Here is a 13,874-nt window from a genome sequence, read left to right as displayed (position 1 = left end):
GACTACGTTCTGAAGCCCTTTTTGCTGTGTGTGCCGTGAGGAAAGACCCGATGAAAATGCCGAAACGTCTGATTGCCAGCCTGGGCGTGCTGATGCTCAGTGCCACCCCGTTGCTGCACGCCAGCGCCGATCAGCGCGACGATCATGACCGCGGCGGTCAGCAACAGGGCCATTACGATAACCGTGGCGATGACCATCGCGGCCCGCAGGACAACCATCGCGGCGGCCCTCCGCCACGGGACTTTGGTCCGGTGCGCCAGACGATTCATGACAATCATGGCTACTTCGTACGGGGTGCACCGCCACCTCCAGGCATACATCTGGAGCGTGGTCGGCCGTTGCCGCACGGTTATTACGGCGAACGCCTGGACAACCGCGCGCTGAGTCGGCTGCCGTATTACCAGGGTTACGAATGGCGCCGCGCGGGGGGCGACATTGTGCTGATCGCCGTGGGTACCGGGATCGTCTATGAAATTCTGGAAGGGGTGCTCTGACGTGATGAAACTGTAGGAGCGAGCCTGCTCGCGATGGTCGTTAACGATAATGCGTGTTTCCCGACGGAACCCGGCGCTTTCAAGTCCATCGCGAGCAGGCTCGCTCCTACAGTGGGCAGCAATTACTACGGCAACTCCAACCCTCCCGCCGCTTTGTGCAATTTACGCAAATGTTCGCCAACCTGCTTCAGGTTGGCTTCGTTGGCAGCCATCTCCGCCGCGCGACTCGGGTCGAGCAACGCTCTCACTTCCTTGTCCAGGTCGCCGGTCAGCGCTTGGAGCTGCTTTTGCCTCAGGCTGCTTTCCGATTCCAGGCGTTGCCACTCGCTGGGTTGCGGCAAGCCATAACCGCCGGTACCGAGCAGCTCCGCCGGACGACTGAGGAAGCCGCTGTTGGCGAGAATCTGCTTCAACGTCGCATTGGCCTTGTCCATACCGCCGCTCTGCAATTCCCGGGCACCGAGATAGCGTTGCTTCACTTCGTCCTGGGCCAGCACCAGTTGTTGCCGGAAAGCGGCCTGCTCCAGTAGCAGCAAAGCCGCGCTGGTGCGCAGGTCAGCCTGATCAATCCATTGACGACGCTCTTCGGCCTTTAAGGCCAGCCAGTCTTCGACCTTGTCCTGTTTGATCGGCAGGTGCTTTTTCAGCACCTCGAACATCGCTTGATAGCGATCTCGGAAAGAGTCGAAGCGATAGCCCAGACGCAGCGCTTCGCGAGGATCGTCCAGCACGCTGGTATCCGCCAGGCCGCGACCCTTGAGCACTTCCAGCAAGCCGTTGGGCATGATGTTGTCCAGCCCGACCAGCTTTGCGTTGTTGGTGCCGCTGCGCAGCAACTTCAGGCCTTCTACCGCGCAGTTGTTGGACAGGAAGAAGTAATTGCCGTCGTAGCTCCAGTGCATCTCGGCGGCGTGTTCCACCACGTCTTCGATCTCGTTGCGCGACAGGTTCAGCGGCACCGAGGCGAGGCTGCGCAATTCGGTCTTGGTGTACTCATCGATGACCTGGGCCAGCGGCAGGACAAACAGGCGCGACGGGTATTTGCCGACCAATCCATCCCAGCTCGACAGCTGTACGTCGCCGACAAATGCGCGGTAGGACAACACCAGGTGCTGATCCAGATCCAGCCGGCAATCCGGCCCTCGTGGCCGGCCGGGAGCACAGATCACCAGGCGCAACATGCTGTGGCCCCAGCGGCTGACCCAGTTCTGGTTGGCTTCGGCCAACAGATAATCCACGGCATACACCCGCTCTGGATCGACCTGGCCCAAAGGCTGTTTGGCGAAGTCGTTACCGGCATTGAGGAAGGCGAACGATTTGCCGCAGGTGTCTTTGGCGGCGGGAGCCCAGCCGAAATGTTCTTTGTAGTAGCGGTAGAGCGCAGGGCGGCGACAGACGTAGCTCGGGTCGAGGAGGAAGTACTCCATGTTCACCGCGACGAACTCTTTGGGACTGCTGGTCTCGTAGATGTCCGGGCTGCGGGCGATCTGGCGGTTGTACTGTTCGCGCTCGCCGCGACGGCCCACGTATTGCGGCCAGCCTGCGAGGTCGAGCAGGCGCGGGTCATCGCTGAGGGTAAAGCGTCGGTCGGACTGGCCGCGGCATTCATCCGGGATACCGATCAGGCCGGAACTGTTGGTGCGCCGGGTGCAGCGCTGGATCAGCGTGCGTTCGGCGGCTGGCCAAAAACGCGAGCGGTCATAGATGTGGGTGAGTTCGTGCAGCACCGTGGCCAGCATTTCCCTGCGCACGGTGCCGTGGGGGCGATAAGTCTTCTTGGTTGCGGCGCTGCCGTCGGTGAGGCTTGCGAGCAGGTTGCGGTTCAGGTCGAGTTCGGACACCAGCGACGCCTGGCCGTAGGCATTGCTCGGCATGTCATCGGTCCAGCCAACGTCGATGCGTCGGTCGAGCTGTTCGATGAACCGCGGCGGCAACGCCTGCATGGCTTCATCAAGCAGTGCCTGGCTGGCCTGCTGTTGCGCGGGGCTCAGGCCTTCGGTCTTGAGCTGTAATTGCAGTCCGGCCTGAGCCGTGTTGCCGAGCAGCAACATGGCCCCCATCAGAAGCCAGGCATTTAGCGACCTCACAGTGCGAGGATGGCTTCGGCGATGACCTGATCACTGGCGTCCCGAGCTTCCGGCACGCGGGTGCGCAATAGGTTGAGCGCTGCTTCCAGGTGCGCGCCTCGGATATCACCATCACTGGCGACGAAACTGGCGGCATCGTCATGGGCTTCTCGAACGATTTTCGCGTCACGGATGGACGTCGTGGTATCGGAAGTGAAATCAAGGGTCCGGCGAGTGGCGTTGATGAGGATGTTGCTGGTGGCAACCAGGGTGTGCGCCTGGGTTACATCGGCCAACAGCAGCAGGCCAAGGGTGGCGACAATCAGCGGGCTACGCATGGAACGACTCCGGGGGAACGAGGATAACTATTGGACGAGAATAGCGTGTGCCAGTTCAAGGTCGCTTGCATGAAGTTTTGGCTGGGTCTGGCGCAGGTAAATCAGGGCCGACTCCAGTTGTGCGCCTCGCAATTGGCCGTCACTGGCGATAAATGAAGCGGCGTCATCCCTGGCGGCGAGCAGAAGCTTACGGTCGAAGGGTGCGGAGGTCACCATGCTTGTGGCGTAGCCAGTAGCTACGACGCCTTGCGTCGTCAGGTCGAAGGCATGGGCCAGGCTTGCCCAACTGGCCGCCATGAGTACCGGAGTGATCAACAGACAGGTAAGAAAACGCATGAGACTCGACAGTTGAAAGCGAGTCCCAAGGCTAGCGCAACGCCCGGTTTAGAGCCAGCGCCGAAACATCGGGACACGTTGGGTGTGTCCCGGATATGGATGGCGCCTGGTTAGATCGTCAGGATGGCCTGAGCCAGTTGTGCGTCAGTCGCGTTCAGTTGAGGGGCCTGGTGGCGAATGTGGTCGAGTGCGCTTTCCAGTTTCACGCCACGAATGGCGCCTTCGCTGGCGACGAAGCTGGCGGCGTCGTCACGGGCCGCGCGTACGATCTTGTCATCGCGAAAGGACGAGGTGACATCGGAAGTGGCATCGGACGTAGCCTTGAGTGCACCGACGACGGCATCGGTGGTCACGATGAAGCTGGTGGCGTGGGAATTGGCAGCCACGGCAAGCAGGGCTGCAGCGCTGAGCAGACGAAGACGGGACATGGTGTAACTCCTTTTGGTAAACCGATTGAGAGGTGGCGCGGTGTCTGTTGAGTCAGACGCCTGTCGCGCAGTCATCGCCACGTTCTGGCTTGATATTAGGCCTGTAGGTGTCGATTCGCACAGTCCCGTCTGTTCAGGCGGACATCAGCGCCAGAACGGCTTATCCAATTCTTTGACACGATCTGAATGACTGATGCCCAGGTCAGACAGCTGCCTGCCGTCGAGTTGCGCCAGTAAACGCCGGGTTCTGGCTCTTTCGAGGCTGTTGGCGAGGCCTCTGAACAATCTTCCAAGCCAGGTAAACCGAGGCTTGGATTGCGAAGTGGTCGCGGGGAGATCCAGTGGATGATCCATGGTGCAGTCCTTTTGCTGGCAGGTCGGGATTTCATGATGATCCCGCCCGGTTCGCCAAGACAGACACACACGCTTGAAATTGTACTGGTTCAGTTTTGATTAAAGTTAAACTGTACCTGTGTTTGAGTGTGCTTATTGTTTTGAGGATTTCATCACCCCAAAACGACAAAACCCGTCGTGGTTTCCCACGACGGGTCTTGTTTGTTCAATTCGGGTGCTGGCGGTTGACCTTAAAGATCAGAGCCAGCGACGCTAACTTAGCGCCAGAACGGCTTGCTCAGCTCTTCGTAGCGTTGTGCTTCGCTAATCCCGGCGTCAGCCAGCAGACGCGAATCCAGGCGAGCCAGTTGGTGGCGGCTGGAGATGCGGCGCTGCCACAGCATCAGGTTGGCGATAACGCGCAGAGGCATGGAAGCCTGGGTTTTTGCAGCGGTGTCTTCGAAGAACAGATCGGAACTGAGTGTACGTTCCATGGTTTTCATCCTTCCGCTTGTGGCGGGATTAGGTAGTGGTTTAACTGATGCCAATGATCCTCTCGTTTGGCCAGTCTCTCTAGATACAGTTCACCTGTATTGTGAGGGACCAGTTAACTGTTAAAGGGTGGTGTACTGGTCTAAATTGAGGCAACTGTACCTGTCGGCACTGTTATGGTGCGTTTTTGATGATTCGGGTCGAAAAGGTAGGCCATTACGGTAGGAAAAGACCAGTACAGCAGTACAGTTTTAAACACATTTCTGCCTGGCAATAGTCCGCTGTCGAAACTGTGTTTGCGACAGCGGCTATCTGTATCAATTACACCGTCAGCATTCGACCGGTTTCTTCCAGGTTGATGTGCCAGCTCAGGGCGTCTCGCAAGATATGTGGCGTGTGCCCGCCGATGGCGCAAGCGGCGGTGAAGTAGTCATCCAGCGCCTGGCGATAGTCCGGGTGTACGCAGTTATCGATGATGACGCGAGCCCGCTCCCGCGGTGCCAGCCCGCGCAAGTCCGCCAGGCCGACCTCGGTCACGAGGATGTCGACGTCGTGTTCCGTGTGATCGACGTGGCTGACCATCGGCACCACGCTGGAGATCGCGCCGCCCTTGGCAATCGACTTGGTCACAAAGATCGCCAGGTGCGCGTTGCGCGCGAAGTCGCCCGAGCCACCGATGCCGTTCATCATTCGCGTGCCGCAGACGTGGGTAGAGTTGACGTTGCCGTACAGGTCGAACTCCAACGCAGTGTTGATGCCGATGATCCCAAGGCGGCGCACCACTTCCGGGTGGTTGGAGATTTCCTGCGGACGCAGGACCAGTTTGTCCTTGTAACGCTCCAGGTTGCCGAACACATCAGCGTTACGGCGGCTCGACAAGGTGATCGAACTACCAGAGGCAAAACTCAGCTTGCCGGCGTCGATCAGGTCAAAGGTCGAGTCCTGCAACACCTCGGAATACATGGTCAGGTCTTCGAACGGAGAATCGATCAGTCCGCACATCACCGAGTTGGCAATGGTGCCGATGCCGGCCTGCAATGGGCCGAGCTTGTTGGTCATGCGCCCAGCCGCCACTTCCTGCTTGAAGAAGTCGATCAGGTGGTCGGCAATGGCCTGGGTATCAACGTCCGGTGGCAGCACCGTCGACGGCGAGTCGGACTGATTGGTGATGACGATCGCGACGATCTTTTCAGGCGGGATCGGAATGGCGGTGCTGCCAATGCGATCGTCGACCTTCACCAGCGGAATCGGCGTGCGGGTCGGGCGATACGTCGGGATATAGATGTCGTGCAAACCCTCGAGGTTCGGGTTATGCGCCAGGTTGATCTCGACGATCACCTGTTTGGCGAAAATCGCGAAGCTGGCCGAGTTGCCCACCGAAGTGGTCGGCACGATGTGGCCTTGCTCAGTGATTGCCACGGCCTCGATGACGGCGATGTCCGGCAGTTTCAGCTGCTGGTTGCGCAGCGACTCCACGGTTTCTGAAAGATGCTGGTCAATAAACATCACTTCGCCGGCGTTGATCGCCTTGCGCAATGTGCTGTCGACCTGGAACGGCATACGTCGCGACAGGACGCCGGCTTCGGTGAGCTGTTTATCAAGGTCGTTGCCCAGGCTGGCGCCGGTCATCAGCGTGATTTTCAGCGGGGTGACTTTGGCACGTTCGGCCAATGCATGAGGCACGGCTTTGGCTTCGCCGGCGCGCGTGAAACCACTCATGCCGACGGTCATGCCGTCCTCAATCAGAGCGGCAGCGTCAGCGGCGCTCATCACCTTATCCAACAACGAAGGCAAGCGAATACGATCACGGTACATGGATTGTTATCTCGGGCAACGGAAGCAAGGTGTGCAGTCTAGTGATTTCAAAAAAAATCCTCCCGCTACCATGGTCGAATGCAGACCCCTGATTTAGAGCCTTTGGTCGGGTTTCACGGGGAATAAAAAAACCCCAGCCTACTAAAGGCTGAGGTTTTGGGTATTGCGCTGGAGCAGTTTTTACTCGACGGCTTTGACCATGTCTTCGATGACTTTCTTGGCGTCGCCGAAGACCATCATGGTTTTGTCGAGGTAGAACAGTTCGTTGTCCAGGCCGGCATAACCGCTGGCCATCGAACGTTTGTTGACGATGATCGTCTTGGCCTTGAACGCTTCGAGAATCGGCATCCCGGCAATCGGCGATTTCGGATCGTTCTTCGCCGCGGGGTTGACCACGTCGTTGGCGCCGAGCACCAGCACCACGTCGGCCTGACCGAACTCGGAGTTGATGTCTTCCATCTCGAACACCTGGTCGTAAGGCACTTCAGCCTCGGCCAGCAGTACGTTCATGTGACCAGGCATACGGCCCGCCACCGGGTGGATCGCGTATTTCACGGTCACGCCACGATGGCTCAGCTTTTCGGTCAGCTCTTTCAGTGCGTGCTGCGCCCGTGCTACCGCCAGGCCGTAGCCTGGAACGATGATCACGGTATCGGCGTTGGTCAGCAGGAAGGTCGCGTCGTCGGCCGAACCGGATTTCACCGGGCGGGCTTCCTTGGCGCCAGCCGGGCCGGCATCGGCCGTATTGCCGAAACCACCGAGCAGTACATTAAAGAAGGAACGGTTCATCGCCTTGCACATGATGTACGAGAGGATCGCACCGGACGAACCCACCAGCGAGCCCGCGATGATCAGCATCGAGTTGTTCAGCGAGAAGCCGATACCCGCTGCTGCCCAACCGGAGTAACTGTTAAGCATCGACACCACAACCGGCATGTCCGCGCCGCCAATCGGGATGATGATCAGGACGCCCATCACGAAGGCCAACACCAGCATCAGCGCGAAGGCACTGAGGTTGCCGGTCAGCATGAAGGTGATGCCCAGCGCCAGTGTCGCCAGACCCAGCAGCAGGTTCAGCTTGTGCTGGCCGCCGAACTGTACCGGTGCACCCTGGAACAGGCGGAACTTGTACTTGCCCGAGAGCTTGCCGAACGCGATCACCGAACCGGAGAAGGTGATTGCACCGATGGCTGCACCCAGGAACAGCTCCAGACGGTTGCCCGCAGGAATCGAATCACCCAATTGCTTGACGATGCCCAGCGATTGCGGCTCAACAACAGCGGCGATCGCGATGAACACCGCGGCCATACCGATCATGCTGTGCATGAAGGCGACCAGTTCCGGCATCTTGGTCATTTCAACGCGTTTGGCCATGATCGAGCCGGCGGTGCCGCCGACCAACAGGCCGACGATGACGTAACCGATACCGGCGGTGGCCAGCTCAGCGCCCAGCTTATAGATGAGGCCTACGGTGGTGAGGATGGCCAAGGCCATGCCGAGCATGCCGTACAGATTGCCGCGACGCGACGTGGTCGGGTGCGACAGGCCTTTCAGGGCCTGGATGAAGCAGATGGACGCGATCAAGTAGAGCGTCGTTACGAGGTTCATGCTCATTACTTAGGCGCCTCTTCTTTTACGGCTTTCGGGGCTTTTTTCTTGAACATCTCAAGCATCCTGCGGGTCACCAGGAAGCCACCGAATACGTTCACTGCCGCCAGGGCCACGGCCAGCGTGCCCATGGTTTTGCCCAGTGGCGTAACGGTCAGCGCCGCGGCGAGCATGGCGCCGACGATCACGATCGCCGAAATGGCGTTGGTGACCGCCATCAACGGCGTGTGCAGCGCAGGTGTAACGTTCCAGACCACGTGATAACCGACATAAATCGCCAGCACGAAGATGATCAGGTTGTAGATACCGGGGGAGATAAGCTCTTCCATCGTCTGAATCCCTGCTTAGGCGTTTTTGCGGATGACTTGGCCGTCGCGGCACATCAGGCACGCGGCGACGATGTCGTCTTCTAGGTTCACTTCGAACTGGCCTTCTTTGTTGAAGACCAGCTTCAGGAAGTCCAGCAGGTTGCGTGCGTACAGGGCCGAAGCGTCTGCCGCGACCGCGCCGGCCAGATTGGTAGGACCGCAAATGGTCACGCCATTCTCGACCACAACCTGATCGGCCACGGTCAGCGGGCAGTTGCCGCCCTGGGCTGCGGCAAGGTCGATGACCACCGAGCCTGGCTTCATCTGCGCCACGGTTTCCGCGCTCAACAGCGTCGGTGCCTTGCGGCCCGGAATCAGTGCCGTGGTGATGACAATGTCAGCCTGCTTGGCGCGCTCGTGCACGGCCAGGGCCTGACGCTGCATCCAGCTCGCCGGCATTGGACGTGCGTAACCGCCGACACCGACGGCGCATTCGCGCTCTTCATCGGTCTCATAAGGCACGTCGACGAACTTGGCGCCGAGGGATTCGATCTGCTCTTTAACCGCAGGTCGCACATCAGACGCTTCGATCACCGCACCCAGACGTTTCGCCGTAGCGATCGCCTGCAAACCGGCTACCCCGGCGCCAAGAATCAGCACGCGCGCCGCTTTCACGGTGCCCGCAGCGGTCATCAGCATCGGCATGAAGCGAGGGTAATGGTGAGCGGCCAGCAACACGGCTTTATAGCCGGCGATGTTGGCTTGCGAAGACAGCACATCCAGGCTCTGGGCGCGGGAGGTGCGTGGCGCGGCTTCCAGCGCAAACGCGGTGATTCCGCACTCGGCCAGCTTGGCGATGGTTTCATTGCTGAACGGGTTGAGCATGCCCACCACAACGGTGCCGCTCTTGATCAGAGCGAGTTCGCTGTCGCTGGGTGCGACCACCTTGAGAATCAGCTCGGCACCAAACGCATCGTTGGCGCTGCCAATGGTTGCGCCTGCCGCTTCATAAGCACTGTCGACAACGCTGGCGTTAATGCCGGCGCCGCTTTGCACAGTGACCTTATGACCCTGGCCGATCAGCTTCTTGATGGTTTCCGGGGTTGCAGCAACCCGTGTTTCACCCGTCTGGGTTTCGAGAGGAACACCAATGTGCACGTCAAATCTCCTGCGTGATCTTATTGAGTAAACCCAGGCACTTCGGATGGTGCGGCTGGGGCGGCCGATCAGCACGATCCCGCCAAATCAGGGCGGGGCGCGGCATTTTGCAGGCGAACTTTGTGCCCTTCAAGGGATTATGACGGGTGACGGAAAATTAACTACAAGTCACCCCGTGACCGAATGTCGCAACCAACCGCTTCAATCCCTTGCAGGCCGTGCCTTGTAAGGTTTTTCGCCAAAATTCAAGAAATTACACATCGGTACGGTGAATGCAGCGTTATTGCCATCCAATAGCGGCTCAAGGCCACGTTTTCAGGCGCTTGTGGGACGTTTGTACAGCTTCTAGGTACAGTCTGCGAATATGCGACAAATACTTATATCTGTAGGGCTTTCAGTTTATTGACTACGGGGTCAGCTAATAGCGCAGAGCCTTTATCCTTCTAGGCTGTAGCTTTGTGCCTGATTTACCAGCCAGTCGCGAAATGCCTTCAAAGACGCAGATTCGACCTTTCGATCAGGAATCATCAGGTAATACGCCTTGATGCTGGACAGCGCCTGAGCGTTGGCAATCACCAGCCGCTTCTCCGCCAGTTCGCGCTGAATCAGGAACGGCGGGATCAAGGCGATCCCCATGTCATGCATCGCCGCTTGGGCAAGCATGGAGAATAGCTCGTAGCGCGGCCCTGTCATGTCGCGCGGGATATTAAGGTTTTGCGAGTTGAACCATTGGCGCCAGGCATAGGGGCGGGTGGTCTGTTGCAGCAAGGGCAGTTCGGCGATTTCAGCGGGTGTGAGACCTGTCCTTTTGCCCAGTAGGTTGGGGCTGCACACAGGCATGGGATTTTCGCCCATCAGCCTGTGGGATTCAGTGCCTGACCAGTCCGCATCGCCAAAGTAAATGGCGGCATCGAAGTCTGTGTCGGCAAACAGGAACGGGCGTGTGCGGTTAGTAAGGTTGACCGTCACTTCGGGATGTTTTTGCTGGAAGTCCTTGAGTCTTGGCAGCAGCCACTGGGTGCCGAAGGTTGGCACGACCGCCAGTTCAATCACGTTGGTACCCTGCTGGCCCATCACTGACAGGGTGTCGCGCTCTACGGCGTCCAGCTGCGTTGCTACCCGACGGCTGTAGGAAAGTCCGGCTTCTGTCAGCTTCACTCCGCGTCGCGAGCGTCGGAACAATTCCACACTCAAGAACTCCTCAAGGCTGGCGATCTGTCGGCAGATCGCTCCCTGAGTGAGGGAAAGTTCCTGGGCTGCCTTGGTAAAGCTCTCGTGGCGTGCCGCTGCTTCAAAGCTGACCAGGGCGGTCGTGCTGGGGATCTTCCTGCGCATGTACGTCAACCTCACTAATACATCGTACAAAAAACTGCTTCGCGATGTTTCGGAGTGAGAAATTAGCACAACAGTATGCAAAATCCTCGTTTGTCGTAACGCCGAACCCGGCCTAGGATCAGTCCACATTATTTGACCCGATTCGAGAGGACACACTCATGGGCGGTAAAGCTAGCTTCAACTGGATCGATCCCCTGCTGCTGGATCAACAGCTCACCGAAGAAGAGCGCATGATTCGCGACACTGCCGAGCAATTCGCTCAGCAGAAGCTCGCGCCACGTGTTCTTGAAGCTTTCCGTCATGAAAAGACCGACCCGGCGATCTTTCGTGAAATGGGTGAAGTCGGCCTGCTGGGTGCAACTATCCCTGAGCAATATGGCGGCAGCGGTCTGAACTATGTCAGCTACGGTCTGATTGCTCGTGAAGTTGAGCGCGTCGATTCGGGTTATCGCTCGATGATGAGCGTGCAGTCCTCTTTGGTGATGGTGCCGATCAATGAATTCGGTACTGAGGCCCAGAAGCAGAAGTATCTGCCGAAACTGGCCTCGGGCGAGTGGATTGGCTGTTTCGGTCTGACCGAGCCTAACCACGGTTCCGACCCGGGCGCGATGATTACCCGTGCACGCAAAGTGGAAGGCGGCTACAGCCTGACCGGCAGCAAGATGTGGATCACCAACAGCCCGATCGCCGATGTATTCGTGGTCTGGGGCAAGGACGACGAGGGCGACATCCGTGGCTTCGTTCTGGAGAAAGGCTGGAAAGGCCTGAGCGCGCCGGCCATTCACGGCAAAGTGGGGCTGCGTGCATCCATCACTGGTGAGATCGTCATGGACAACGTGTTTGTCCCTGAAGAGAACATCTTCCCTGACGTCCGTGGTTTGAAAGGCCCGTTTACTTGCCTGAACTCGGCACGTTATGGCATTTCCTGGGGTGCGCTGGGCGCGGCCGAGTTCTGCTGGCACACCGCTCGTCAATACACCCTGGATCGTCAGCAGTTCGGTCGTCCATTGGCTGCTACTCAATTGATCCAGAAGAAACTGGCTGACATGCAGACCGAAATCACCTTGGCTCTGCAAGGCTGTCTGCGCCTGGGTCGTATGAAAGATGAAGGCACCGCCGCGGTCGAAATCACGTCGATGATGAAGCGCAACTCTTGCGGCAAGTCCCTGGACATTGCTCGTATGGCGCGTGACATGTTGGGTGGTAACGGTATCTCCGATGAATTCGGCGTGGCGCGTCACTTGGTCAACCTGGAAGTGGTGAATACCTATGAAGGTACGCATGACGTCCACGCGCTGATCCTTGGTCGTGCGCAGACCGGCCTCCAGGCGTTCTATTAACAGGAGAACGGCCATGGGCGCGCTTTCGCATCTACGGGTACTGGATTTGTCGCGGGTGCTGGCCGGGCCGTGGTCCGGTCAGATACTGGCGGACCTTGGCGCCGAGGTGATCAAGGTCGAGCGTCCGGGCAATGGCGATGACACGCGCGCCTGGGGGCCTCCTTTTCTGAAGGACGCCTATGGCGAGAACACCAGCGAGGCCGCCTACTACTTGTCGGCCAATCGCAACAAGCAATCGGTGACCATCGACTTCACTCGCCCGGAGGGGCAGAAGTTGGTGCGTGAGCTGGCGGCGAAGTCAGACATCTTGATCGAGAACTTCAAGGTCGGTGGTCTGGCGGCTTATGGATTGGATTATGAGTCGCTCAAAGAGGCCAATCCGAATCTGATCTACTGCTCGATCACCGGATTTGGTCAGACGGGTCCTTACGCCAAGCGCGCGGGTTATGACTTCATGATCCAGGGCTTGGGCGGCCTGATGAGTCTGACGGGGCGACCAGAAGGTGATGATGGTGCCGGGCCGGTGAAAGTCGGCGTGGCGCTGACGGACATTTTGACCGGGCTTTACTCGACTGTGGCGATTCTCGCGGCGCTTGCGCATCGGGATCATGACGGTGGTGGTCAACATATCGATATGGCGTTGCTGGATGTCCAGGTGGCGTGTCTGGCTAACCAGGCGATGAACTACCTGACGACAGGCAATGCGCCGAAGCGGCTGGGTAATGCACATCCGAACATCGTGCCGTATCAGGACTTTCCTACAGCAGACGGCGATTTCATCCTTACGGTGGGTAATGACGGGCAGTTCCGCAAGTTTGCGGAAGTGGCCGGGCAGCCGCAGTGGGCGGATGATCCGCGTTTTGCCACCAACAAGCTGCGGGTGGCGAACCGTGCGGTGCTGATTCCGTTGATTCGCCAGGCTACGGTGTTCAAGACCACTGCTGAGTGGGTGTCGCAGTTGGAGCGGGCAGGCGTACCGTGTGGTCCGATCAATGATCTGGCTCAGGTGTTTGCCGACCCTCAGGTAAAGGCGCGCGGTTTGGCGATTGAGCTGCCTCACGCCTTGGCAGGGATAGTGCCGCAGGTGGCGAGCCCGATTCGTTTGTCCGAGACACCGGTGGAGTACCGCAATGCGCCTCCTTTGCTGGGCGAGCATACGATGGCGGTGCTGCAGCGGGTGTTGGGCCTGGACGCTTGTGCGGTGACTGCATTGAAGGACGCTGGAGTGCTTTGAGGAGTCCTTCTATATAGAGGGCGTGGTTTTGCTCTTCTATATAGAGGGAGGCGCGCTGTTTTCAGGCTTTCTGCAAGTTATTGATAGAAAGGCTAAATTAGGGGTTGACGGCAGATTCTGGAAGTCTATAATTCGCCCCACTTCCGGCGCAGTCGAAACGGAAAACTCCTTGGTAAACAAAGAGTTACACAGTTTTCGACGGCGAGTTGCTTCAGATCATCGAAGCCCAGAAGGAGTTGAAAGAGCGGTGTTGTGTGGCTCTTTTGACGGTTCGATCTTCTCGGTCGAAAGCGGAGAAAAAGAGGTGTTGACAGCAGCGAGTAACGCTGTAGAATTCGCCTCCCGCTAACGAGAGATCGGAAGCGCAAGTGGTTGAAGTTGCAAAGGAAACTTTGAAAACTTCTGAAAATAACCGCTTGACAGATACAGAGGACGCTGTAGAATGCGCGCCTCGGTTGAGACGAAAGATCTTAACCAACCGCTCTTTAACAACTGAATCAAGCAATTCGTGTGGGTGCTTGTGGAGTCAGACTGATAGTCAACAAGATTATCAGCATCACAAGTTACTCCGCGAGAAATCAAAGATGTA

Annotated in this window: 14 protein-coding genes; 3 read left to right on the top strand and 11 right to left on the bottom strand. The window is 58.2% G+C overall.

Annotated features, from left to right (window positions below; translation table 11 throughout):
* Positions 1 to 50 precede the first annotated feature (50 nt).
* On the top strand, positions 51 to 494 hold the full coding sequence (locus IB246_RS04580; protein ID WP_008027748.1) for an anti-virulence regulator CigR family protein: 444 nt from the start codon (positions 51 to 53) through the stop codon (positions 492 to 494).
* 125 nt (positions 495 to 619) lie between these two features.
* Here the strand turns inward: IB246_RS04580 and IB246_RS04575 are convergent, their stop codons facing one another.
* From IB246_RS04575 to IB246_RS04525, 11 genes are all read right to left on the bottom strand, one after another.
* The gene (locus IB246_RS04575) at positions 620 to 2,581 is read right to left on the bottom strand and encodes a DUF4105 domain-containing protein (protein ID WP_032832886.1); all 1,962 of its coding nucleotides are present in this window, start codon (positions 2,579 to 2,581) and stop codon (positions 620 to 622) included.
* Positions 2,578 to 2,898 carry a DUF2388 domain-containing protein gene (locus tag IB246_RS04570; protein ID WP_008027752.1) on the bottom strand — a complete coding sequence of 107 codons (321 nt, stop codon included), beginning with the start codon at positions 2,896 to 2,898 and terminating at the stop codon, positions 2,578 to 2,580. Before IB246_RS04570 ends, IB246_RS04575 begins: the two co-directional genes overlap by 4 nt.
* A 27-nt stretch (positions 2,899 to 2,925) precedes the next feature.
* The gene (locus tag IB246_RS04565; protein WP_008044658.1) at positions 2,926 to 3,234 is read right to left on the bottom strand and encodes a DUF2388 domain-containing protein; all 309 of its coding nucleotides are present in this window, start codon (positions 3,232 to 3,234) and stop codon (positions 2,926 to 2,928) included.
* A gap of 110 nt (positions 3,235 to 3,344) precedes the next feature.
* Entirely contained in the window at positions 3,345 to 3,662 is a 318-nt protein-coding gene (locus tag IB246_RS04560) for a DUF2388 domain-containing protein (RefSeq protein ID WP_008044656.1), read from the bottom strand.
* A gap of 144 nt (positions 3,663 to 3,806) precedes the next feature.
* Positions 3,807 to 4,016 (bottom strand): DUF1127 domain-containing protein, encoded by a 210-nt coding sequence (locus tag IB246_RS04555; RefSeq protein WP_008044655.1) that lies wholly within the window; start codon positions 4,014 to 4,016, stop codon positions 3,807 to 3,809.
* 257 nt (positions 4,017 to 4,273) lie between these two features.
* Positions 4,274 to 4,489, bottom strand: a complete 216-nt coding sequence (locus tag IB246_RS04550; protein WP_007947887.1) for a DUF1127 domain-containing protein — start codon at positions 4,487 to 4,489, stop codon at positions 4,274 to 4,276.
* A gap of 319 nt (positions 4,490 to 4,808) precedes the next feature.
* Positions 4,809 to 6,302: an acetyl-CoA hydrolase/transferase family protein gene (locus IB246_RS04545; RefSeq protein ID WP_008027760.1), complete on the bottom strand. Its 1,494-nt coding sequence runs from the start codon at positions 6,300 to 6,302 to the stop codon at positions 4,809 to 4,811.
* A 180-nt stretch (positions 6,303 to 6,482) separates the two neighbouring features.
* Positions 6,483 to 7,916 (bottom strand): NAD(P)(+) transhydrogenase (Re/Si-specific) subunit beta, encoded by a 1,434-nt coding sequence (locus IB246_RS04540; RefSeq protein WP_008027761.1) that lies wholly within the window; start codon positions 7,914 to 7,916, stop codon positions 6,483 to 6,485.
* Entirely contained in the window at positions 7,916 to 8,239 is a 324-nt protein-coding gene (locus IB246_RS04535; protein WP_003187010.1) for an NAD(P) transhydrogenase subunit alpha, read from the bottom strand. The genes IB246_RS04540 and IB246_RS04535 overlap by 1 nt, the downstream gene beginning before the upstream one ends.
* Positions 8,240 to 8,254: 15 nt before the next feature.
* A complete protein-coding gene (locus IB246_RS04530; protein WP_008027764.1) occupies positions 8,255 to 9,376 on the bottom strand; it encodes a Re/Si-specific NAD(P)(+) transhydrogenase subunit alpha in 1,122 nt (373 codons plus the stop codon).
* Positions 9,377 to 9,811: 435 nt separating this feature from the next.
* Entirely contained in the window at positions 9,812 to 10,711 is a 900-nt protein-coding gene (locus tag IB246_RS04525) for a LysR family transcriptional regulator (protein ID WP_008044654.1), read from the bottom strand.
* A 158-nt stretch (positions 10,712 to 10,869) separates the two neighbouring features.
* Here IB246_RS04525 and IB246_RS04520 point away from each other — a divergent pair, with 158 nt between their 5' ends.
* Together IB246_RS04520 and IB246_RS04515 are read left to right on the top strand one after the other, a co-directional pair.
* A complete protein-coding gene (locus IB246_RS04520) occupies positions 10,870 to 12,051 on the top strand; it encodes an acyl-CoA dehydrogenase (RefSeq protein WP_008027768.1) in 1,182 nt (393 codons plus the stop codon).
* A 13-nt stretch (positions 12,052 to 12,064) separates the two neighbouring features.
* Positions 12,065 to 13,285, top strand: coding sequence for a CaiB/BaiF CoA transferase family protein (locus IB246_RS04515; protein WP_008044652.1), 1,221 nt, complete (start codon positions 12,065 to 12,067; stop codon positions 13,283 to 13,285).
* Positions 13,286 to 13,874: the final 589 nt, after the last annotated feature.

Source organism: Pseudomonas sp. PDM01 (assembly GCF_014852325.1).
Taxonomy (GTDB): domain Bacteria; phylum Pseudomonadota; class Gammaproteobacteria; order Pseudomonadales; family Pseudomonadaceae; genus Aquipseudomonas; species Aquipseudomonas migulae.
The sequence above is the reverse complement of the archived record's forward strand: the minus strand, read 5'-3'. Positions and strand labels throughout refer to the sequence as shown.

Bases quoted from the DNA above. Each gene is read 5' to 3' on its own strand.
- IB246_RS04580 (WP_008027748.1), top strand. From the start codon at position 51: ATGAAAATGCCGAAACGTCTGATTGCCAGCCTGGGCGTGCTGATGCTC.
- IB246_RS04570 (WP_008027752.1), bottom strand. From the start codon at position 2,898: ATGCGTAGCCCGCTGATTGTCGCCACCCTTGGCCTGCTGCTGTTGGCC.
- IB246_RS04565 (WP_008044658.1), bottom strand. From the start codon at position 3,234: ATGCGTTTTCTTACCTGTCTGTTGATCACTCCGGTACTCATGGCGGCC.
- IB246_RS04560 (WP_008044656.1), bottom strand. From the start codon at position 3,662: ATGTCCCGTCTTCGTCTGCTCAGCGCTGCAGCCCTGCTTGCCGTGGCT.
- IB246_RS04555 (WP_008044655.1), bottom strand. From the start codon at position 4,016: ATGGATCATCCACTGGATCTCCCCGCGACCACTTCGCAATCCAAGCCT.
- IB246_RS04550 (WP_007947887.1), bottom strand. From the start codon at position 4,489: ATGGAACGTACACTCAGTTCCGATCTGTTCTTCGAAGACACCGCTGCA.
- IB246_RS04545 (WP_008027760.1), bottom strand. From the start codon at position 6,302: ATGTACCGTGATCGTATTCGCTTGCCTTCGTTGTTGGATAAGGTGATG.
- IB246_RS04540 (WP_008027761.1), bottom strand. From the start codon at position 7,916: ATGAGCATGAACCTCGTAACGACGCTCTACTTGATCGCGTCCATCTGC.
- IB246_RS04535 (WP_003187010.1), bottom strand. From the start codon at position 8,239: ATGGAAGAGCTTATCTCCCCCGGTATCTACAACCTGATCATCTTCGTG.
- IB246_RS04525 (WP_008044654.1), bottom strand. From the start codon at position 10,711: ATGCGCAGGAAGATCCCCAGCACGACCGCCCTGGTCAGCTTTGAAGCA.
- IB246_RS04520 (WP_008027768.1), top strand. From the start codon at position 10,870: ATGGGCGGTAAAGCTAGCTTCAACTGGATCGATCCCCTGCTGCTGGAT.
- IB246_RS04515 (WP_008044652.1), top strand. From the start codon at position 12,065: ATGGGCGCGCTTTCGCATCTACGGGTACTGGATTTGTCGCGGGTGCTG.